Origin of the sequence: Cnuibacter sp. UC19_7, from assembly GCF_042699995.1 — a bacterium.
Taxonomy (GTDB): Bacteria; Actinomycetota; Actinomycetes; order Actinomycetales; family Microbacteriaceae; genus Cnuibacter.
Genome location: NZ_CP170560.1, coordinates 346,262 through 365,220, shown reverse-complemented (window position 1 = coordinate 365,220; position 18,959 = coordinate 346,262). Strand labels below are relative to the sequence as shown.

Sequence of the window (18,959 nt, the reverse complement as noted above, 5' to 3'; positions counted from 1 at the left end):
AGTCCCGGCCGACGGCGGCCCGTCTGCCACTATGAGACCCATGACGACATCGACGCCGGACGCCGGCGCACCCGTGCGCCGCGAGCGCACCTTCTTCGGGCAGCCCTGGTCGCTGGTGCACATCTTCGGTGTCGAGATGTGGGAGCGGTTCTCGTACTACGGCATGCAGGCCGTCCTCGCCTTCTACCTCGTCTACTCGGTCTCGGAGGGCGGGCTCGGCCTGCCGCAGACCACCGGCGCGAGCATCCTCGGCGCGTACGGTGGAGCCGTCTACCTCGCCACGGTGCTGGGCGCCTGGCTCGCCGACCGCATCCTGGGCTCGGAGCGGGTGCTGTTCTACAGCGCGATCGTCGTCATGCTGGGGCACATCGCCCTCGCCGTGCTGCCCGGCTTCTCGGGTGTGATCGTCGGTCTGCTGCTCATCGCGGTGGGCTCGGGCGGGATCAAGGCGAACTCGACCGCCATCGTGGGCACCCTCTACGAGGAGAAGGACCCCAATCGCGACGCCGGGTTCTCGCTGTTCTACCTCGGCATCAACCTGGGCGCCTTCCTCGGTCCCCTCCTCACCGGCGCGCTGCAGACCTCGCTCGGCTTCCACTACGCGTTCGGAGCGGCGGCCCTCGGCATGGCGATCGGACTCACCCAATACGCCATCGGACGCCGGAGCCTGCCCGACACGGCACGGGAGGTGCCGAACCCGCTGGGTCTGCGCGGCCGGCTGCTGATGCTCGGCATCGCCGTCGTGACGGTGATCGTCGTGGTGGCGCTCGTGCTGCTGGGTGTGCTCAACGACGGCACGATCGCGCTCGCCGTGGTCGTGGTGACGGCGGCGGCCGCGATCGCGTACTTCATCGTGATCCTGACGAGCTCGCGTACCGACCACACCGAGCGCCGCCGGGTGCTGTCGTTCATACCGATGTTCCTGACCTCGGTGGCGTTCTGGGCGCTCTACCAGCAGCAGTTCACCGTGATCCCGTTCTACGCCGACAACCAGACCGACCTCGACGTGTTCGGGTTCGACGTCCCTCCGGCGTGGGTGCAGTCGATCAATCCGATCTTCATCATCATCCTGTCGGGTGTGTTCGCAGCGATCTGGACCAAGCTGGGCGATCGGCAGCCCGCGACCCCCTACAAGTTCGGTGCCGCCGTCGTCATCATGGGCGTCGCGTTCCTGCTCTTCCTGCCGTTCGCGAACTCGGGTCAGAACGGCACGCCGCTGCTCGCTCTGGCCGGCATCCTGCTGGTGTTCACCGTGGCCGAGCTGCTGCTCTCGCCGGTCGGGCTGTCGCTGTCGACGAAGCTCGCTCCCCGGGCGTTCCGGACGCAGATGGTCGCGCTGTTCTACCTCTCGGTGGCCCTCGGCACGGCCCTGTCGGGCCAGCTTGCCACCTTCTACGGCACCGGCACGCCGGGTGAGCAGGTGCCCTACTTCGGGATCTCCGGCATCGTCGCCATCGCGGTGGGTGTCGCGCTCATCATCGCCACACCGTGGGTGCGCAAGCTCATGAGCGGCGTGAAGTAGGAGAGCGCGTCATCTCAGCACCGAGACAGCGGAAGCCCCGCCGTAGGGGCGGGGCTTCCGGGCATCCGGTGCCGAGGTCAGGGCGTCACCTCAGGGTGAGGGCGCCGATCAGGCCTGGGCGGGAGCGGCGGGCGCCGACTCGGTGCCGCCGAGGTCGTGGATGAGCGTCTTCTCGTCCTCGGCCGAGAGCGAGGTCTTGATGACGGTGCCGTGGAAGGGCGCCAGCGCGGCCGCGAACTTGTCCTCGGTGAGCTTGGTCGCGTAGAGCACGACGGCCGACTTGCCCGCCGAGACGGAGTCCTTCACCTGCGAACGGAACTCGGCGTTCAGCCCCGTACGGTCGAGACCGGCGAACAGCGCGCCGAACAGCCCGCCGAAGACGAGGCCGATGAACGGCACGAAGAAGATGATCCCGATGAGCGCGCCGAACAGCGCGCCGCCGGCCGCACCGAGGCCCACGTTGCCCACGCCGCCGGGGTACGAGACGTGCGTCTTGCCCTCCTGGTCGACCTTGACCAGGGCGAGGCCGGCGAGCTGGACGATGAGGTCGCCCTGGAGCTCCTGGACCTTCTCGTACGCACCCTCGGCGTCGTTCTCGGTGTCGAACGCGATGACAATCAGATCGGCCATGTGCCGTCCCCTCTGCTCTGCGATGGGACAACCCCATCGGTCGAGAGAATAGCGCCCGAAGGCAGACGGGAAGAAGGCCGAAGGACTCCGAGCGAAAAGCGAAGAGGCCCGACCGTCTGGTCGAGCCTCTTCGAGTGTGTCCGAGGGGGGACTTGAACCCCCACGCCCTATACGGGCACTAGCACCTCAAGCTAGCGCGTCTGCCATTTCCGCCACCCGGACGAGTGTCGCGGCCGGGGATCTCTCCCGGCCAGGAATAGACGATAGCACGACTCGGAGCGGGGTTCCGACCACATCCCGCAGTAGCGTGGACGCATGACCGAGCCCGCCGACGACCTCCTCGAACCGACCGCCCGGATCGCCCGGGATCTCATCCGCTTCGACACCTCCAACTTCGGTGAGGGGCGGTCGAACGGAGAGACCGCCGCGGCCGAGTACCTGGCCGCGCACCTCGAACGGCTGGGGCTCAGCGTGCAGTCGTTCGACGCCGCCCCCGGGCGCACGAGCATCGTCACTCGGGTGCCGGGCCGCGATCCCTCGAAGCCCGCCCTCGTCGTTCACGGGCACACCGACGTGGTGCCCGCGATGGCGGAGGACTGGTCGGTCGACCCGTTCGGCGGCGTCGTGCGCGACGGCATGCTCTGGGGCCGCGGCGCTGTCGACATGAAGAACATGGATGCGATGATCGTCGCCTCGCTCGACCGCATCCTCTCGTCGGGCCGGCAGCCCGAGCGCGACCTCGTCGTGGCGTTCTTCGCCGACGAGGAGAACGGCGGGGTGTTCGGCTCGCACTTCCTGGTCGACGAGCACCCGGAGCTGTTCGCGGGCGCGACCGAGGCGATCAGCGAGGTGGGCGGATACTCCGTCGACCTGCGCGGTCAGCGCGCGTACCTCGTGCAGACGGGGGAGAAGGCGCTGCTCTGGTTGAAGCTCGTCGCGCGCGGCACGGCCGGTCACGGCTCGCAGATCAACCGCGAGAACGCGGTCACCCGGCTCGCCCGCGCCGTCGCGACGCTGGGGGAGCAGGAGTGGCCGCTGCATCTCACGGCCACCACCGAGCAGCTGCTCGAGCGGGTCGCCGAGCTCCTCGGGGAGGATCTCCAGGCCGTCGGCCCAGAGGCCGTCGCCATCGCCACCGGCACCGCCTCCCGCTTCATCTCGGCCACCCTGCGGACCACGACGAACCCCACAGGGCTGACGGCGGGGTACAAGCACAACGTGATCCCGGACCGCGCCGAGGCGATGATCGACGTGCGTGTGCTGCCGGGGCACGAGGACGAGGTGCTCGCCCGCATCCGCGAGCTCATCGGCGACGACGTCGAGATCGTGGTCTCGCACCGCGACATCGGGCTCGAGACGACGTTCGACGGGCCCCTCGTCGACGCGATGGTGGCGAGCCTCCAGCGGCACGATCCGGGCTCGGAGGTGTTGCCGTACCTGCTCTCCGGAGGCACCGACAACAAGGCGCTGTCCGAGCTCGGGATCCGCGGATTCGGATTCGCGCCGCTGCGGCTCCCGGCCGACCTCGACTTCCCGGCGATGTTCCACGGCGTGGACGAGCGCGTGCCCCTCGACGCGCTAGTGTTTGGCACGGACGTCCTGACGGACCTCCTCCTGCGCTACTGATCGCGCCCCCGCCCCGTCTCCGCCGGTCCGCTCTCTGCGCCGGCCCGGCACCTAGGGAGCCATGGACCTTCTCAACGCCGTCATCCTCGGATTCGTCCAAGGACTGACCGAGTTCCTCCCCGTCTCCTCCAGCGCGCACCTGCGCATCGTCGGGGAGTTCCTCGGCACGGGCGCCGACCCGGGCGCTCGATTCACCGCGATCACACAGCTCGGCACCGAGACGGCCGTGCTGATCTACTTCTGGCGCGACGTCACGCGCATCATCGGCAACTGGTTCAAGTCGCTCTTCGGGCGCATCCCGCGCAACGACCCGAACGCCAAGCTGGGCTGGTTCATCATCCTCGGCAGCGTGCCGATCGGTGTGCTCGGCCTGCTGTTCCAGGACCAGATCGAGACGGTCTTCCGCTCGCTCTGGGTGGTCGCCACGATGCTCATCGTCTTCGGCGTCCTCCTCGGGGTGGCGGATGCGGTGGGCGCCAAGAAGCGCCGCCTCCGCGACCTGAACGTGGGCGACTCGCTGATCTACGGCGGGGCCCAGGCGCTCGCGCTCATCCCGGGCGTCTCCCGCTCCGGCGGCACGATCACCGCCGGGCTCTTCATGGGCTACGAGCGCCGCGCGGCCGCCCGGTACGCGTTCCTCCTCGCCATCCCGGCGGTGTTCCTCAGTGGCCTCTACCAGCTCTACAAGGGCCTCACCGACGCCTGCGTCGATCCCTCGACCGGCTGCGTGCCCGAGGTGTTCGGTCCCGTGGAGACTGCCGTTGCGACACTGATCGCGTTCGTCGTCGGCTTCGTCGTGATCGCGTTCTTCATGAGCTACATCTCCAAGCGCAGCTTCCTGCCATTCGTGATCTACCGAGTCGCGCTCGGCCTGCTGCTCTTCGTGCTGCTGGGGCTCGGACTCATCCGAGCCTGAGCACGAGGCCGCGGCCTCGGCCGGCAGTGACTGCGGCTGTTGCGGCCCTCGGGCGCGGCTAGGCTGATCCGGTGCGTTCCTGGTCGCGACCCGAGATCCCGAAGCTGCCCGCCTCCGACGCCGAGCCCGCCGTGCACCTGCACGACGACGCCACGCGCGGACTCGTCGAGGCGCCCGGGCGCGATGGGCGCGCCGACCTGTACGTCTGCGGCATCACGCCCTACGACGCCACCCACATCGGGCACGCGACCACGTACCTCGCGTTCGACACCCTCGTCCGCACCTGGCTCGACGCCGGGCTCGAGGTCCGGTACACGCAGAACATCACCGACGTCGACGACCCCCTGCTCGAGCGGGCGGCGGCGACCGAGGTCGACTGGCGCGAACTGGCCGCGGAGCAGGTGGAGCTGTTCCGCACCGACATGGCGGCGCTCCGGGTGATCCCGCCCGACTCGTACGTCGCCGTCACCGAGCGGATCGACGAGATCGCCGACGGCGTGGCCACCCTGCGCGACCGAGGGCTGGCGTACGCGGTGCCCACGCCCGACGCCGAGGTGCCGGGCGCCGAGGACCTCTACTTCGACATCGCCGCGGCCGAGACCACCACCGGATGGACGCTGGGCTCCGAGAGCGACCTCGAACGCCCCGAGATGGAGGTGCTCTCGCGCCAGCGCGGCGGCGACCCCGACCGTGCGGGCAAGCGCGACCCGCTCGACCCGCTGCTGTGGCGTGCGGCTCGAGAGGGCGAGCCGTCGTGGGACTCCGTGGTCGGCCGAGGGCGACCCGGCTGGCACATCGAGTGCGCGGTGATCGCGCTCGACTCGCTCGCGCATCCGCTCACCGTGCAGGGCGGCGGCGGAGACCTGGTCTTCCCGCACCACGAGTTCAGCGCCGCTCACGCCACCGGGATCGCCGGCGGCCGGTTCGCCGAGATCAACGCCCATGGCGGGCTGGTCGCCTACCAGGGCGAGAAGATGAGCAAGTCGCTCGGCAACCTCGTGCTGGTCTCGCGACTGCGGGCCGCGGGCGTCGAGGCGTCCGCCATCCGTCTCGCCGTGCTGTCGCACCACTACCGCGACGACTGGGAGTGGTTCGACGGCGACGAGGTCGCCGCCGCGGAGCGCCTCGCGCGCTGGCGCACCTCGCCCACGCTCGACGACGACGCCCTCAGCGGCGAGGTCGCGGACGACACCGACGAAGCCGACGCCGCCGTGCTCCGCTCGCGCGTGCGCACACACCTGCGCGACGACCTCGACACCCCCTCCGCCCTCGCGGAGTTCGACGCCTGGTTCTCGGTGCCGCGCACTCCCCGTGCCCGCGCCCTGGCGGCGGAGATCCTCGACGCCCTCCTGGGCATCCGCCTCTAGCCCCGTCGCGGGCCGGTTCCGCCACACTGCTGGCGTTTCGCCATACGCATGCGCGTGGCGGAACGCCAGCAGTGTGGCGAAACGCGGAGGTCAGCGTGCTAGTCGCGGCGCCAGGGCTCGTCGCCGCCGGCGCGGCCGTCGCCGCGGCGGCGGAGGTAGCGCTCGAACTCCTGCGCGATGGCCTCGCCGCTCGCCTCGGGGGAGTCGACCGTGTCTCGAGCCTGCTCGAGCTGCTGGATGTACGCGGCCATGTCGTCGTCCTCGCCGGCGAGGGCGTCGATGCCCGACTCCCAGGCGGTCGACTCGTCGGCGAGCTCGCCGCGGTCGAAGTCGAGTCCGGTGAGCTCCTCCACCTTGTCGATCAGCGCGAGGGTCGCCTTGGGCGACGGCGCGTTGTGCACGTAGTGGGGCACGGATGCCCACACCGAGATCGTGGGCACGCCCACCGTCTCGGCCGCCTCGGCGAGCACGCTCAGGATGCCGACCGGGCCCTCGTAGCTGGATCGCTCGATCTCGAGCTCGGTGCGCACGATCGGGTTCTCGCTGGACGCGAACACCGAGATGGGCCGCGTGTGCGGCACGTCGGCGAGCATCGCCCCGAGGAAGACGACGCTCTCGATCTCCTCGGTGAGGACGGTCGCGATGAGCTCGCGGGTGAACCGCTTCCAGCTGCGCGACGGCTCGGTGCCGAGCAGGAGGTACACCCCGCCGGAGGAGGTGGTGCGGGCGTCGCGCGGACCGTAGAGCACGGCGCCGGGCCAGATCAGGCCGCGCTTGCCCTCATCGTCGGTGGTGACGGTGGGGCGGTTGAACTGGAAGTCGAAGTACTCCTCGGGGTCGATCTCGAAGATCGGCAGGAGGTCGAGCTGGTCCTTCAGCACGCGCACCGCACCCGTGGCGGCCTCGCCGGCGTCGTTCCATCCCTCGAACGCGACCAGCAGGATCCTGCCCCGAAGGAAGGTCTTGTCAGTAGCCGTGATGAACCTCTTCCGTCGTCGGCGCGATCCTGTGGTTGTGGCAGACGGGGGCGCCGTCATCCAAGGATAGGCCGTCGCCGGGGAAGCGGAACCTCGCCCGGTAGACTCGTCGCCCGTGACCGCACCCCTCCCCGCCGCCGTCCTCTGGGACATGGACGGCACGATCGTCGACACCGAGCCCTACTGGATGAGCGTGCAGGGCGAGATGGTCAGGGCCCACGGCGGCGAGTGGACGTCGGAGGCGGCGCAGACCCTCATCGGTCAGGGCATGGACCACAGCGCCAGGCTGCTGCAGGAGTTCGGCGTCGACCTGCCGGAGGACGAGATCATCCAGGCCGCGACCGACGGGGTGATCGCCCACATCCGCACCGAGGTGCCCTGGCGGCCCGGAGCGGTCGAGCTGCTCCAGGAGCTGCGGACGCGCGGCGTGCGCACCGCGCTCGTCACCATGTCGATCGGCCGCATGGCCCACGAGGTCGTCGACAGCATCCCCTTCGACGCGTTCGATCTCGTCGTCTCGGGCGATGAGGTGGAGCACTCGAAGCCGCATCCCGAGCCCTACCTCGCCGCCGCGCGCGCCCTGGGCGTCGATGTCGCCGACTGCGTCGCCATCGAGGACTCGGTGGCGGGCGTGACCTCGGCGGTCGCCGCGGGCGCGGCCACGGTCGGTGTGCAGCACATGCTGAACCTCGACGACACCGGCGCCACCGCCATCTGGTCGACGCTGGCCGGCCGCACCGTCGACGACCTCACCATCGTGCTGGCCGAGCACCGCACCGCTCTGCGAACGGACCCCGATCCCACGGCCGTCGCGCAGACCCCGACTGTCGAGGAGATCCGATGACCGCGTACAGCGGCCCGTTCCGTGAGGGCGACCGAGTTCAGCTGACCGGCCCGAAGGGCAAGCTCAACAGCATCACGCTGTCGGCCGGCAAGGTGTTCCACACGCACCGCGGCGCCATCGAGCACGACTCGCTCATCGGCCTCCCCGACGGCAGCGTCGTCGCGAACACCGTGGGCGTCGAGTACCTCGCGCTCCGGCCGCTTCTCAACGACTTCGTGATGTCGATGCCCCGCGGCGCGGCGATCGTCTACCCGAAGGATGCGGCGCAGATCCTGCAGTTGACCGACATCTTCCCGGGCGCGACAGTCGTGGAGGCGGGCGTGGGCTCCGGCGCGCTCTCGCTGTGGCTGCTGCGTGCGATCGGCCCCTCCGGCCGGCTGTCGAGCTTCGAGCGCCGCGACGAGTTCGCCGACGTCGCCACGGCCAACGTCACCTCCTACTTCGGCGAGACCCCGGAGAACTGGACGGTCACGGTCGGCGATCTCGTCGAGGCGCTGCCCCGGGTGCACGACGAGGCCTCCGTCGACCGGGTGGTGCTCGACATGCTCGCTCCGTGGGAGTGCATCGACGTGGTCTCGACCGCGCTGAAGCCCGGGGGAGTGCTGCTCTGCTACGTCGCCACCGTGACGCAGCTCTCACGTGTGGTGGAGGCGATGCGCGACAGCGGGAACTTCACCACGCCTCAGCCCTCCGAGACGATGGTGCGCACCTGGCACGTCGAGGGCCTCGCCGTCCGGCCCGATCACCGCATGATCGGCCACACCGGCTTCCTCGTCACCGCCCGCCGCCTCGCGCCGGGCGCCGTGCTGCCCGAGCTCAAGCGCCGGGCGTCGAAGTCGGAGTACACCGCCGAAGACGTCGAGGCGTGGACGCCGGGCGCGCTGGGCGAGCGCTCGGCCAGCCCGAAGGCGCTGCGCAAGCGTGCGCGTGAGGCGAACGCCACCGCTCAGGCGGCGCTCGACCGCGAGGCGAGAGGGGCAGTTGCGGACCCCTCCGACGCCGATGAAGCGCCCAGCGGCGGTGCACTAGGCTAGGTCCGCTCGGAGCGACCGCCTGCGGCCGACCGCTCGCCGCCCCTGCTCGACCTTAGGAAAGAGGATCCGTGCGCAAGTCCCTCGCGCTTGTCCTGTCAGCGGGCCTGCTCGTCGGCCTCGCGGCCTGCAGCTCGCCCTCGACGCCCGACTGCACGGGCGCGGCGACCTCCGGTCCCGCTAGCGACGGCATCGACGTGACGGGCGACTTCGGCACCAAGCCCACGGTCACCTTCGGCACGCCCCTCGACTTCACCGATGTGCAGCGCACCGTACTCACGCAGGGCTCCGGCCCCGAGACCGGCGAGGGCGGAACGGTCCTCGTCGACTACTCCGTCTACAACGCAGAGTCGGGCGAGCAGATCGCCGGCACGTCGTACCAGGATGGCGCCCAACAGCTCTGGACGCTGAGCGAGAAGGGCGCCCCGGCACCCGGCCTCGACGCCGCACTGGCCTGCGTCAGCGCGGGATCGCGCGTCGCGGTGACGCTGCCTGCCGACTCCGACGCCCAGACTCCGGCGTTCATCCTGGTGGTCGACGTCGAGCAGACCTACCCTCGCGCCGCCTCGGGCGGCGACGTGCCCGCCGTCGCAGGCTTCCCGAGCGTCGTCCACGACGACACCGGCCGACCGGGCATCACCGTCGTCAGCGGCACCGACGAGACCACGTTCCGGACGACCGCGCTGAAGAAGGGCGACGGCCCCGTCGTCCAGGACGGCGACACCCTGCTCGTCCAGTTCACCTCCGTGAACATGGACACGAAGAAGGTGGCCGCGTCGACATGGGAGAAGGGCAGCACGCAGGCGCTCTCCGCGACGTCGAACGACGATCCTTCGATCTCCGGCGTCGAGAAGATCTCCAACGCGATGGTGGGCGCGAACGTCGGCGACGAGATCATCGCTGTGGTCCCGGCCGACGCCGCATCGTCGGCGAACGCATCCCAGCCGGCCAGCGTGTACGTGATCGACATCCTCGGAGTCCTGCCCGCCGGCCTCCAGATCCAGCAGCAGCGCTAGTCGCGCGGAGAATAGACTTCTGGGCGTGGCGCCGCAGAACCCTACCCCTGCGCCTGTCCCCGTCGAGGAGAGGCTGTTCAGCCTCGTGCTCGCGCTCATCGCGACCGAGTCGGGGCTGACGAAGACCGAGATCCTGTCGACCGTGCAGGGCTACCGGCAGCGCTACGACGCGACGGGCGACAACACGAGCCTCGAGCGGCAGTTCGAGCGCGACAAGGACGACATCCGCGAGCTCGGCGTGCCGCTCGAGACGATCGAGTCGCCGAACGACCCGGGCAACAACCAGACGCTGCGCTACCGCATCCCGCGGGCGGCATACGACCTCCCGGCCGACATTGCGTTCTCGCCCGCTGAGCGCACCCTGCTCAACCTGGCGGCGATGGCCTGGCGCGAGGGATCGCTGTCGCGCGAGTCGCAGCGCGCCCTGCTCAAGATGCGCTCCCTCGGGGTCGAGTCGACCGAGCCCGTCATCGGATACGCGCCGCGCATCCGCACCCGCGACGTCTCGTTCGAGCCGCTCACCGACGCTCTCACGAAGGGCGTGCGCGTGACGTTCCCCTACCTCAAGCCCGGCTCGGGCGCCGCGAGGGAGCGGACGGTCTCGCCGCTCGCGCTCGTGCAGCACCAGGGCCGCTGGCACCTCAAGGGCCACGACCACGGAGTCGACGGCGAGCGCACGTTCCTCCTCTCGCGCATCACCGGGCCGGTGAAGGTGACCCGTCAGCCGATCGAGCGTCGGGAGGGCACGTGGGCGGCCGATGCGCTCGACGAGCTCGACGCCATCTGGTCGTCGAACGTCGCCGAGATCGAGACCGTGCAGGGCAGCGACGCCGACATCCGGCTCCGGCAGCGGCGCGGCGCCGAGCCGGCGGGCGACGACCGCATCCTCTTGCACTACACCGACCCCGAACTGCTCGCCGACGAGCTGGCCGGCTTCGGCCCCGAGGTGCGTGTGCTCTCTCCCGACTCGCTCGTGATGGCGGTCGTCGCTCGTCTGCGCCGCGCGCAGCGGATGCATGCCCCGGCCGACCGACGCGACCGATCCGGGGAACCCGCCGATGAAGGAGTGGGAAGCTGATGGCCGCCCCCGGACGGCAGTCCTTCTCCTATGCGCAGGACAAGCTCACCTTCCTGCTCGCCCTCGTGCCCTACCTGGTCGACGCCGGCCGCGTGTCGGTGGCCGAGGCGGCGGAGCACTTCCAGGTGTCGGAGAAGCAGATCCGCGACGCTGTGTCGCTCATCGCCGTCTCCGGCGTGCCCGGCGACACGCTCTCGTACCAGCACGGCGACCTCTTCGACATCTCGTGGACCGACCTCGAGGAGCACGACGAGATCGTGCTCACGCACCTGGTCGCCCTCGACGACTCACCGCGTTTCTCGGCGCGTGAGGCGGCGGCGCTGATCGCAGGCCTGCAGTACCTGCAGTCCCTCCCCGAGAACGTCGACAGCGGGCTCTACTCCTCCCTGATGGACAAGCTGGCCCGAGGCGCCTCCGATGCGCCGAGTCAGGTGGCGATCGCCTCGACCGACGCGACGGCCAACCTCGCGGAGGTCCGCCGCGCTGTCTCAGGGCGGGTGCAGCTCGAGTTCGACTACCTCACCGCGAAGGGCGAGAGCCAGCGCCGTCTCGTCGATCCGCTGCGCATCGACTCCGACAACGAGGACTGGTACCTCCGCGCCTGGGATCACACCCGCCGCTCGGTGCGCACCTTCCGCCTCGATCGGATGTCGTCGCCCCGCGTCACCGACGTCCCCGTCGCCTCCCACGACGACGTCGCGATCGGCGACAGCCTGTTCCAGGGAGGGGAGGCGGATCTCACCGTCACGATCTCGGTCGACCCGAGCGCGGTGCCGCTCCTCGGGGAGTACGCCTCGACGCTCGACCGGCTCGGCCAGCCAGGCGCCGACGGGAGGGTGACGGCCCGCATCCGTGTCGCCCACATCCACAGCCTGAAGCGGATGGTCACCGGTCTCTCGGCCGCGGTGTCGATCGTCGACCCGCCGGAGGCGCGCGCCGCCGTGGCCGACTGGGCTGCCTCGGCGCTCGACCGCTACGAGCTCACGACGCCGCACCCGACGACCGACCCCGTAGGCTGAGACGATGCAGTGGTGGGCGTGGCTGATCATCTGGGTGGTGCTCGTGCTCGCCCTGCTGGGCACCCTCGTGCTCCTCGGCTACCGCCTCTTCCGCAAGCTCATGGCCGCTTACGAGGAGCTCGCCGTCCTGAACGAGAAGGTCGCCACCCTCATGGCGAACGTCGAGCAGCTCGAGCCCGACGTCCCCGAGCGCGCGATCGCCGTCGGCTACGCGGAGGTCGCTCGTCGTCACGACGCCCTGAGGTCCCGCCGCCAGGGAGCCAAGGAGGCTCGCAGGGAGGCGCGACTCGCGCGAGGTAGACTGCTGGTCAGTCCCGAATCTCTCGAGCACCTCAGGAAGTGGGCAGACAATGTTCGGTAATGCGTTCGGATGGCCGCATCTGATCGTCATCCTGCTCGTCGTGCTGCTCCTGTTCGGCGCGACCCGCCTCCCCGCTCTCTCGCGGAGCCTCGGCCAGTCCATGCGGATCTTCCGCAAGGAGGTCAAGTCGATGAAGGACGACGACCAGGCACCCGCCGGCACGACGTCCCCGACAGTCGCCGACACCTCCACGACGCCCCGTGATGACGACGCTGCGCACGTCACCTCGGTCGCCGAGAGCCAGAACAAGCCGAAGTCGTAACAGGTCGTGGCCTCCACGACGCAGAGGCGCTCACGCGACGGCCGGATGTCCCTCGGCGCCCACCTCATCGAGCTCCGTCGACGGTTGTTCATCGCCGCTCTCGCCGTCATCGCGGGCATGGTCTTCGGGTACTTCTTGTCCGACTGGGTCCTGGGCGCCCTGCGAGCACCGATCACCGAGCTCGCGGCTGCTCAGGGACGCGATGCGAGCCTCAACTTCACCGATGTCTCCGCGGCCTTCGACCTGCGACTGCAGATCTCCTTCACCGTGGGTCTCGTGGTGTCGTCGCCGGTTTGGCTCTACGAGATCTGGGCCTTCGTCATGCCCGGCCTCAAGAGGCACGAGAAGCGCTACGCCGTGGGCTTCGTGCTCACCGCCGTCCCGCTGTTCCTCGCCGGATGCGCGGCGGGCTGGTTCGTGCTGCCCCACATGGTGAGCCTGCTCACCGGGTTCGCACCCGAGGGGTCGACCTCTGTGCTGAACGCCCGCGACTACATCGACTTCGTGCTGAAGCTGATGATCGCGATCGGCATCGGGTTCGTCCTGCCCGTGTTCCTCGTGCTGCTGAACTTCGCCGGGGTCCTGAGCGCCGCGGCGATCCTCAAGTCGTGGCGCTGGGCGGTGCTCGCCATCACCCTGTTCACCGCGATCGCCACCCCCGCGGCCGACATCGTCTCGATGTTCCTCCTCGCCATCCCGATGGTGCTGCTGTTCTTCGCCGCGGCCTTCATCGCGTGGATGCACGACCGGCGCGTCCGCCGGACCCAGCAGCAGTTCGATCTGGAGCTCCCCGCGACATGACCCGCCCCTACGATGAGACGCTCAGCCCCGCCGAGCGCTACGCCGCCAGCCGCAGCCGGGCCGGGCATCCGTCGGTGAACCAGTTCCGCGACGGCCTCGCATTCGACCTCGACCCGTTCCAGATCGAGGCCTGCGGGGCGATCGAGGACGGACACAGCGTGCTCGTGGCCGCACCGACCGGGGCGGGCAAGACCGCCGTCGCCGAGTTCGCGGCCTTCCTCGCCATGCGATCGCCGGGCGACAAGCTCTTCTACACGGCGCCCATGAAGGCGCTGAGCAACCAGAAGTACCAGGAGTTCGTCGCCGAGTACGGCCCCGACGAGGTGGGCCTCCTCACCGGCGACACCAACGTCAACTCGGATGCGCGCATCGTCGTCATGACGACCGAGGTCCTCCGCAACATGCTCTACGCCGACTCCGACCTCCTCACGGGGCTCGCCTTCGTGGTGATGGACGAGGTGCACTACCTCGCCGACCGCTTCCGCGGCGCCGTGTGGGAGGAGGTCATCATCCACCTGCCGCGGTCCGTCCGGCTGGTGTCGCTGTCGGCCACCGTGTCGAATGCCGAGGAGTTCGGCGACTGGCTGCAGGCCGTGCGCGGCGACACCCGCGTCATCGTCTCCGAGGAGCGACCGGTTCCCCTCGATCAGCATGCGCTGGTCAAGTCCAAGCTCGTCGACCTGTTCGACTCCACGGGCCGCGCAGCGAGCAACCGCGTCAATCCCGAGCTCGTGCAGCTTGCCCGGAACGCCTCCTGGAACCAGACGCCCAGCCGGGGGAGAGGCCCCCAGGGCCGGGGCAGGCAGTCCGGGCGGCAGCAGCGGGGCGGCGGGCGTCCGCGCGGCCTCGAGCGCATGGATCGGCCCGACGTGGTGCGCATGCTCGACGAGCACCACCTGCTGCCGGCCATCTTCTTCGTCTTCAGCCGGATGGGCTGCGACCAGGCCGTGAAGCAGGTGCTGCGCGCCGGCGTGCGGCTCACCACGGCGGAGGAGCGCGACGAGATCCGCCAGATCGTGGAGGAGCGCTGCCGCACCCTGCTCGACGAGGACCTCGCGGTCCTCGGCTACTGGGAGTGGACCGAGGGGCTGCAGCGCGGGGTGGCGGCCCATCACGCCGGCCTCCTGCCCGCCTTCAAGGAGGTCGTGGAGGAGCTCTTCCAGAAGAAGCTCGTCAAGGTCGTCTTCGCCACCGAGACCCTCGCGCTCGGCATCAACATGCCCGCCCGCTGCGTGGTGCTCGAGCGGCTCGAGAAGTTCAACGGCGAGGCGCGCGTGCCCATCACGTCGGGCGAGTACACCCAGCTCACCGGTCGGGCGGGTCGCCGGGGGATCGACGTCGAGGGCCACTCGGTGATCCAGTGGACCGACGGTCTCGACCCGCACGAGGTCGCCTCGCTGGCGTCGCGCCGCACGTATCCGCTCAACTCCAGCTTCCGGCCGACCTACAACATGGCCGTGAACCTCATCGATCAGTTCGGGCGTCCACGCACGCGCGAGGTGCTCGAGTCGTCGTTCGCGCAGTTCCAGGCCGACCGGGCGGTCGTCGACCTCGCCCGCAAGGTGAAGCAGCAGGAGGAGTCACTCGCCGGCTACGAGGCCGCCATGGCCTGCCACCTCGGCGATGCACGGGAGTACTTCGGGATCCGTCGCGAGCTCACCGCTCTGGAGCGGCAGGGCGCGGCGGCCGGGCGCAACGGCGGGGACAGCCGACCGCATGCCGAGCGCGAGCGTCGGCAGCGGCGCATCACCGAGCTCCGCAAGCAGCTCCGCGCGCATCCGGTGCACGGATGCGCGGAGCGCGAGGCGCACGCACGCTGGGCCGAGCGCTGGTCGACGCTGAAGAAGGACACCGACCGGCTGACGCAGCAGATCCAGTCACGGACGAACGTCATCGCCAAGCTCTTCGACCGCGTCACCGATGTGCTCCTCGAGCTCGGGTACCTCGCGACCGACGAGTCGGGCGAGACCAGGCTCACCCCGAACGGCCGCACGCTAAAGCGCATCTACGGCGAACGCGACCTGCTCGTCGCCGAGTGCCTCCGGCGCCAGGTGTGGCACGAGCTCGATCCCGCCGGTCTCGCGGCGCTCGCCTGTGCGCTCGTCTACGAGCCACGGAGGGAGGAGCCCGAGGGCTACGACCGGCGGCTCCCGCGCGGAGCCTTCCGCGCGGCGCTCGACAAGACGCAGGAGCTGTGGGCCACCGTCGACGACATCGAGCGCGACCACCGTCTGCCCGGCAGCGAGCCCCTCTCGACGGGGCTCAGCGCGGCGATGCACCTCTGGGCTCGCGGCGCGTCGCTCGACGTCGTGCTCGGGGAGGCCGACATGGCCGCAGGCGACTTCGTGCGCTGGACGAAGCAGACCATCGACCTGCTCGACCAGCTCCAGGGCACCGCCGACGCGAAGGTCGCCCGCACCGCGCGCGCCGCGCTCGACGCGGTGCGCCACGGCATCGTCGCGTACAGCTCGGTGGCCTGACCGAGGAGATGCCGACCCGATGACGACCCTCGCCCGCGATCCCTCCGCTGTCCGCCGACGCCCCGTGGGGCTCTCGCAGCCGCCTGCGCGGTCCCGACTCGACGAGCGGCTCGACCAGCCTCGTCTCGTCCGCCCGGTCATGCCGCTCTGGCTCGCGATCCTCGCGGCGGCCGCCGCCGGGGTCGCACTCGACGCCGGGTTCCCCGACAAGGGATGGTGGCCGTTCACCCTGGTGGGCGTGGCCGTGGTGCTGCTCGCGCTGATCGGACGCAGCTGGTGGCAGGCGCTGCTCATCGGATTCGTGGCGGGAGCGGTGTTCTGGGGCGTCGACATCTTCTGGTTGACCCTCTACCTCGGGCCGGTGCCGTGGGGCGGTCTCGCCGCGTTCATGGGCCTCTACTTCGCCGCCGGGTCGCTCCTCATCGCCCTCGTCTACCGCCGCGCCGACCGGGCCTGGCCGAGCCGGTGGGGGAGGCTCGGCATCCTGCCGCTCGTGATCGCCGGGCTGTGGATCCTGCGTGAGGGCGTCTCCGCGGTGTGGCCGTGGGGCGGCTTCTCGTGGGGCCGGGTGGCGATGTCGCAGTCCGAGAGCCCCACCTCCGGGCTCGTCGCCTGGATCGGTATCTCCGGGCTGTCGTTCGTGCTCGTCTGGCTGGTCGCCTTCCTCATCCAGGTGGGGCGCGAGTGGGATCTGCGCCCGACCTCGCGCATCCTCACCGCCGCGATCGCCATCGCCGCCGTGTTCGCCGTGCCTGCCTGGCCGGCGCCCACCCAGGGGACGTCTCGCATCGCCGCGGTGCAGGGCAACTCGGATGCGGGACTCTTCTCGCAGCACTCGCCCGGCGACATCCTGAGCGACCACGTCTCCGAGTCGCTCACGCTCGCCGGACAGCATCCCGACATGGTGGTGTGGCCCGAGAACGGATCCGACCTCGACCCGGCCCGCTACCCCTACGCGGCGGCGGCGCTCGACGAGGTGAGCGCCACGCTCGGCGGGGCGCCGATCATCGCCGGCACCATCCAGGTCCGCGGCGACAAGGTCTACAACACCTCGCTGCTGTGGCAGGACGGGCAGGTGCAGGACTTCTACGACAAGCGGCATCCGGTGCCGTTCGCCGAGTGGATGCCGGCCCGTGACTTCTTCCACGCGCTCGCCCCGGATCTCGTCGACCTCGTCACCCGTGACTACGAGTTCGGGTCGACCGACATGACGTTCGACGTCGACGGCGTCATCGCCGGCATCTCGATCTGCTTCGACATCACCGACGACGCCGTGATGCGCGAGACGACGAAGGAGGGCGCCCAGGTGCTGCTCTCACAGACGAACAACGCCGACTTCGGCAAGACCGACGAGAACCTGCAGCAGCTCGCGATCGCCCGCCTGCGGGCCATCGAGCTGGGCCGCAGCGTGGTCAACATCTCCACGGTCGGCACGAGCGAGATCATCGGACCCGACGGGTCGACGATCCAGGCGATCCCCGCCTACCAGCCGGGCACGCTGCTCGCCGACGTGCCGCTCGCGACCACGCTGACCCCGGCGAGCATCCTCGGCGGCCAGCTCGAGTGGCTCGGTGCGGGCTTCGGCCTCATCGGCCTCGCGGTCGCGCTGACCGTCCGCCCCTCGCGCCCCCGCCGCCGCTGACGCACGGGGCTTTGTCCAGGTTTCCGTCGGATATCGGCGATTTCGCGACGGAAATCTGGACAAAGCCCGGGGTACGCAAAGCCGGGGCCCGCACGCTTCCAGGCACACGAAAGCGCCGCACGGGTCGAGCCCGTACGGCGCTGTGTGGGAAAGTGCCCCGGGACTAGGCCCCGATCTTCTCCGTCGCCTTGCCGCCACCGCGGCGCGCGCGCAGGAACTGCAGGCGCTCCTCGAGCAGCTCCTCGAGCTCGTCGCGCGTGCGACGCTCGAGCAGCATGTCCCAGTGGCTGCGCGGTGTCTTCTCGTTGCTGCGGTCGATCTCGACCGGCTTGTCGCCGACCATCAGGGTCGCCTCGTGCCCGCAGGCCTTGCACTCCCAGGTCTCCGGCGCCTCAGCGTCGGCGGCGAACACCATGTCGGTGTCTCGCCCGCAGTTCTCACAGTGGTACGTATAGTTCGCACGGGCGGAGAAGACGACGCCTTCTTCGCTCTGCAGGCTCTGTCCGCCCAGTCGCATCCCGCGCAAGCTGCGATCCGCCATTGTGTGGTCTCCTCTCGCATTGCTTCCACAGTTCTAAACCGTGCACCTCCGCGTAACCTTTCCGAGGGTGGCTATTGTCAGTACTCTCTCAGCGAACAGTCTTGAACTCGGCCGCGAGGGGAACGAGGATGTCGGCCCTGTCCGTGACGAGGCCGTCGACACCCCTCCGGAGGAGATCCGCGGCCTCATCAGGATCGTTGATCGTCCAGACGTGGATCTCCACCCCGGCGCGGTGCAGCATGTCGACGGTCCGCGTCGTGACCGTGCCGATGCGGGAGACCGCGGGCGGCATCTGGATCGCATCCACGTCCCGCAGGACGCGACGCACGGCCCAGGCCCAGCCGAGCTTCGCGAACGCGAGCGCGGGGCCCACCTCCGACGCCGACGCGGATGTCGCCACCCCGGGCAGCGCACTGGCCGTCAGGCGCTTGCGCCGGCCGTCGAACGAGGTGATGAGCACACGGTCGATCGCCCGCGCTCTCCGGACCGCCTCCGCGGTGGGGCGGCACGCGTCGTCCGCCTTGACGTCGATGTTGAAGCGCGCGTCGGGGAAGGCCTCGAGCGCCTCTGCGAGCGAGACGAACCCCTCCCCGCCGCCGAGGTCGATCGCCTTGAGCTCTGCCAGGGTGAGGTCGGCCACACGGTCGGGCCGCCCCGCGACCCGCTCGAGGGTGGGGTCGTGGCTGATCACCGCGACACCGTCGGCGGTGGCGTGGACGTCGGTCTCGAGGTGCACCGCACCGACCGCGAGGGCGGCACGGAACGAGGCGAGCGTGTTCTCGGGCACGTCGAGCGCGAGACCCCGGTGCGCGAAGACCCGGGGAAGCGGGGGAGCGAAGTACGCTC

At 70.1% G+C, this 18,959-nt stretch carries 18 protein-coding genes and 1 tRNA gene; 14 read left to right on the top strand and 5 right to left on the bottom strand.

Going from position 1 to position 18,959, the window contains the following annotated elements:
• Positions 1–40 precede the first annotated feature (40 nt).
• Positions 41–1,522 (top strand): peptide MFS transporter, encoded by a 1,482-nt coding sequence (locus ACFJGV_RS01805; RefSeq protein ID WP_378146390.1) that lies wholly within the window; start codon positions 41–43, stop codon positions 1,520–1,522.
• A gap of 108 nt (positions 1,523–1,630) precedes the next feature.
• Here ACFJGV_RS01805 and ACFJGV_RS01800 read toward each other — a convergent pair whose 3' ends face one another.
• Together ACFJGV_RS01800 and ACFJGV_RS01795 are read right to left on the bottom strand one after the other, a co-directional pair.
• Positions 1,631–2,152, bottom strand: coding sequence for a DUF1269 domain-containing protein (locus tag ACFJGV_RS01800; protein ID WP_378146388.1), 522 nt, complete (start codon positions 2,150–2,152; stop codon positions 1,631–1,633).
• A gap of 137 nt (positions 2,153–2,289) precedes the next feature.
• Positions 2,290–2,374 (bottom strand) — tRNA-Leu (locus ACFJGV_RS01795).
• A gap of 93 nt (positions 2,375–2,467) precedes the next feature.
• Between ACFJGV_RS01795 and ACFJGV_RS01790 the strand changes: the two genes are divergently transcribed.
• The 3 genes from ACFJGV_RS01790 (at position 2,468) to mshC (ending at position 6,061) form a co-directional block, all read left to right on the top strand.
• Positions 2,468–3,778 carry a M20/M25/M40 family metallo-hydrolase gene (locus ACFJGV_RS01790; protein WP_378146386.1) on the top strand — a complete coding sequence of 437 codons (1,311 nt, stop codon included), beginning with the start codon at positions 2,468–2,470 and terminating at the stop codon, positions 3,776–3,778.
• Positions 3,779–3,839: 61 nt separating this feature from the next.
• Positions 3,840–4,694, top strand: a complete 855-nt coding sequence (locus tag ACFJGV_RS01785) for an undecaprenyl-diphosphate phosphatase (RefSeq protein WP_378146384.1) — start codon at positions 3,840–3,842, stop codon at positions 4,692–4,694.
• A 71-nt stretch (positions 4,695–4,765) separates the two neighbouring features.
• Positions 4,766–6,061, top strand: a complete 1,296-nt coding sequence (gene mshC, locus ACFJGV_RS01780) for a cysteine--1-D-myo-inosityl 2-amino-2-deoxy-alpha-D-glucopyranoside ligase (protein ID WP_378146382.1) — start codon at positions 4,766–4,768, stop codon at positions 6,059–6,061.
• Between the two features lie 98 nt (positions 6,062–6,159).
• On the opposite strand, the gene ACFJGV_RS01775 is transcribed toward mshC, so the two are convergent.
• Complete coding sequence (locus ACFJGV_RS01775) at positions 6,160–7,098, bottom strand: proteasome assembly chaperone family protein (protein WP_378146380.1); 939 nt, start codon at positions 7,096–7,098, stop codon at positions 6,160–6,162.
• 55 nt (positions 7,099–7,153) lie between these two features.
• On the opposite strand from ACFJGV_RS01775, the gene ACFJGV_RS01770 reads away from it, so the two are divergent.
• From ACFJGV_RS01770 to lnt, 10 genes are all read left to right on the top strand, one after another.
• The gene (locus ACFJGV_RS01770; RefSeq protein ID WP_378146379.1) at positions 7,154–7,882 is read left to right on the top strand and encodes an HAD family hydrolase; all 729 of its coding nucleotides are present in this window, start codon (positions 7,154–7,156) and stop codon (positions 7,880–7,882) included.
• Positions 7,879–8,916 carry a tRNA (adenine-N1)-methyltransferase gene (locus ACFJGV_RS01765; RefSeq protein WP_378146377.1) on the top strand — a complete coding sequence of 346 codons (1,038 nt, stop codon included), beginning with the start codon at positions 7,879–7,881 and terminating at the stop codon, positions 8,914–8,916. The genes ACFJGV_RS01770 and ACFJGV_RS01765 overlap by 4 nt, the downstream gene beginning before the upstream one ends.
• A gap of 68 nt (positions 8,917–8,984) precedes the next feature.
• On the top strand, positions 8,985–9,929 hold the full coding sequence (locus ACFJGV_RS01760) for a hypothetical protein (RefSeq protein WP_378146375.1): 945 nt from the start codon (positions 8,985–8,987) through the stop codon (positions 9,927–9,929).
• 25 nt (positions 9,930–9,954) lie between these two features.
• Positions 9,955–11,007, top strand: coding sequence for a helix-turn-helix transcriptional regulator (locus ACFJGV_RS01755; RefSeq protein ID WP_378146373.1), 1,053 nt, complete (start codon positions 9,955–9,957; stop codon positions 11,005–11,007).
• Complete coding sequence (locus ACFJGV_RS01750; RefSeq protein WP_378146371.1) at positions 11,007–12,026, top strand: helix-turn-helix transcriptional regulator; 1,020 nt, start codon at positions 11,007–11,009, stop codon at positions 12,024–12,026. The genes ACFJGV_RS01755 and ACFJGV_RS01750 overlap by 1 nt, the downstream gene beginning before the upstream one ends.
• Before the next feature lie 4 nt (positions 12,027–12,030).
• Entirely contained in the window at positions 12,031–12,387 is a 357-nt protein-coding gene (locus ACFJGV_RS01745) for a hypothetical protein (RefSeq protein ID WP_378146369.1), read from the top strand.
• Entirely contained in the window at positions 12,377–12,649 is a 273-nt protein-coding gene (gene tatA / locus ACFJGV_RS01740) for a Sec-independent protein translocase subunit TatA (RefSeq protein ID WP_378146367.1), read from the top strand. Before ACFJGV_RS01745 ends, tatA begins: the two co-directional genes overlap by 11 nt.
• Before the next feature lie 45 nt (positions 12,650–12,694).
• Positions 12,695–13,450 (top strand): twin-arginine translocase subunit TatC, encoded by a 756-nt coding sequence (gene tatC, locus ACFJGV_RS01735; RefSeq protein WP_378148607.1) that lies wholly within the window; start codon positions 12,695–12,697, stop codon positions 13,448–13,450.
• Positions 13,447–15,930: a DEAD/DEAH box helicase gene (locus ACFJGV_RS01730; RefSeq protein WP_378146366.1), complete on the top strand. Its 2,484-nt coding sequence runs from the start codon at positions 13,447–13,449 to the stop codon at positions 15,928–15,930. Before tatC ends, ACFJGV_RS01730 begins: the two co-directional genes overlap by 4 nt.
• 19 nt (positions 15,931–15,949) lie before the next feature.
• Positions 15,950–17,572, top strand: coding sequence for an apolipoprotein N-acyltransferase (gene lnt, locus ACFJGV_RS01725; RefSeq protein ID WP_378146364.1), 1,623 nt, complete (start codon positions 15,950–15,952; stop codon positions 17,570–17,572).
• A 163-nt stretch (positions 17,573–17,735) separates the two neighbouring features.
• Here lnt and ACFJGV_RS01720 read toward each other — a convergent pair whose 3' ends face one another.
• Together ACFJGV_RS01720 and ACFJGV_RS01715 are read right to left on the bottom strand one after the other, a co-directional pair.
• Positions 17,736–18,113, bottom strand: a complete 378-nt coding sequence (locus tag ACFJGV_RS01720; RefSeq protein WP_378146362.1) for an RNA polymerase-binding protein RbpA — start codon at positions 18,111–18,113, stop codon at positions 17,736–17,738.
• A gap of 88 nt (positions 18,114–18,201) precedes the next feature.
• Positions 18,202–18,900 carry a glycerophosphodiester phosphodiesterase family protein gene (locus ACFJGV_RS01715; protein ID WP_378146360.1) on the bottom strand — a complete coding sequence of 233 codons (699 nt, stop codon included), beginning with the start codon at positions 18,898–18,900 and terminating at the stop codon, positions 18,202–18,204.
• Between the last annotated feature and the right edge of the window lie 59 nt (positions 18,901–18,959).

Excerpts from the sequence above, each read along its gene's own strand:
- ACFJGV_RS01790 (WP_378146386.1), top strand. The coding sequence starts at position 2,468 with ATGACCGAGCCCGCCGACGACCTCCTCGAACCGACCGCCCGGATCGCC.
- ACFJGV_RS01730 (WP_378146366.1), top strand. The coding sequence starts at position 13,447 with ATGACCCGCCCCTACGATGAGACGCTCAGCCCCGCCGAGCGCTACGCC.
- ACFJGV_RS01720 (WP_378146362.1), bottom strand. The coding sequence starts at position 18,113 with ATGGCGGATCGCAGCTTGCGCGGGATGCGACTGGGCGGACAGAGCCTG.
- ACFJGV_RS01800 (WP_378146388.1), bottom strand. The coding sequence starts at position 2,152 with ATGGCCGATCTGATTGTCATCGCGTTCGACACCGAGAACGACGCCGAG.
- lnt (WP_378146364.1), top strand. The coding sequence starts at position 15,950 with ATGACGACCCTCGCCCGCGATCCCTCCGCTGTCCGCCGACGCCCCGTG.
- ACFJGV_RS01765 (WP_378146377.1), top strand. The coding sequence starts at position 7,879 with ATGACCGCGTACAGCGGCCCGTTCCGTGAGGGCGACCGAGTTCAGCTG.
- tatC (WP_378148607.1), top strand. The coding sequence starts at position 12,695 with ATGTCCCTCGGCGCCCACCTCATCGAGCTCCGTCGACGGTTGTTCATC.
- tatA (WP_378146367.1), top strand. The coding sequence starts at position 12,377 with ATGTTCGGTAATGCGTTCGGATGGCCGCATCTGATCGTCATCCTGCTC.
- ACFJGV_RS01785 (WP_378146384.1), top strand. The coding sequence starts at position 3,840 with ATGGACCTTCTCAACGCCGTCATCCTCGGATTCGTCCAAGGACTGACC.
- ACFJGV_RS01775 (WP_378146380.1), bottom strand. The coding sequence starts at position 7,098 with ATGACGGCGCCCCCGTCTGCCACAACCACAGGATCGCGCCGACGACGG.
- ACFJGV_RS01745 (WP_378146369.1), top strand. The coding sequence starts at position 12,031 with ATGCAGTGGTGGGCGTGGCTGATCATCTGGGTGGTGCTCGTGCTCGCC.
- ACFJGV_RS01750 (WP_378146371.1), top strand. The coding sequence starts at position 11,007 with ATGGCCGCCCCCGGACGGCAGTCCTTCTCCTATGCGCAGGACAAGCTC.
- ACFJGV_RS01805 (WP_378146390.1), top strand. The coding sequence starts at position 41 with ATGACGACATCGACGCCGGACGCCGGCGCACCCGTGCGCCGCGAGCGC.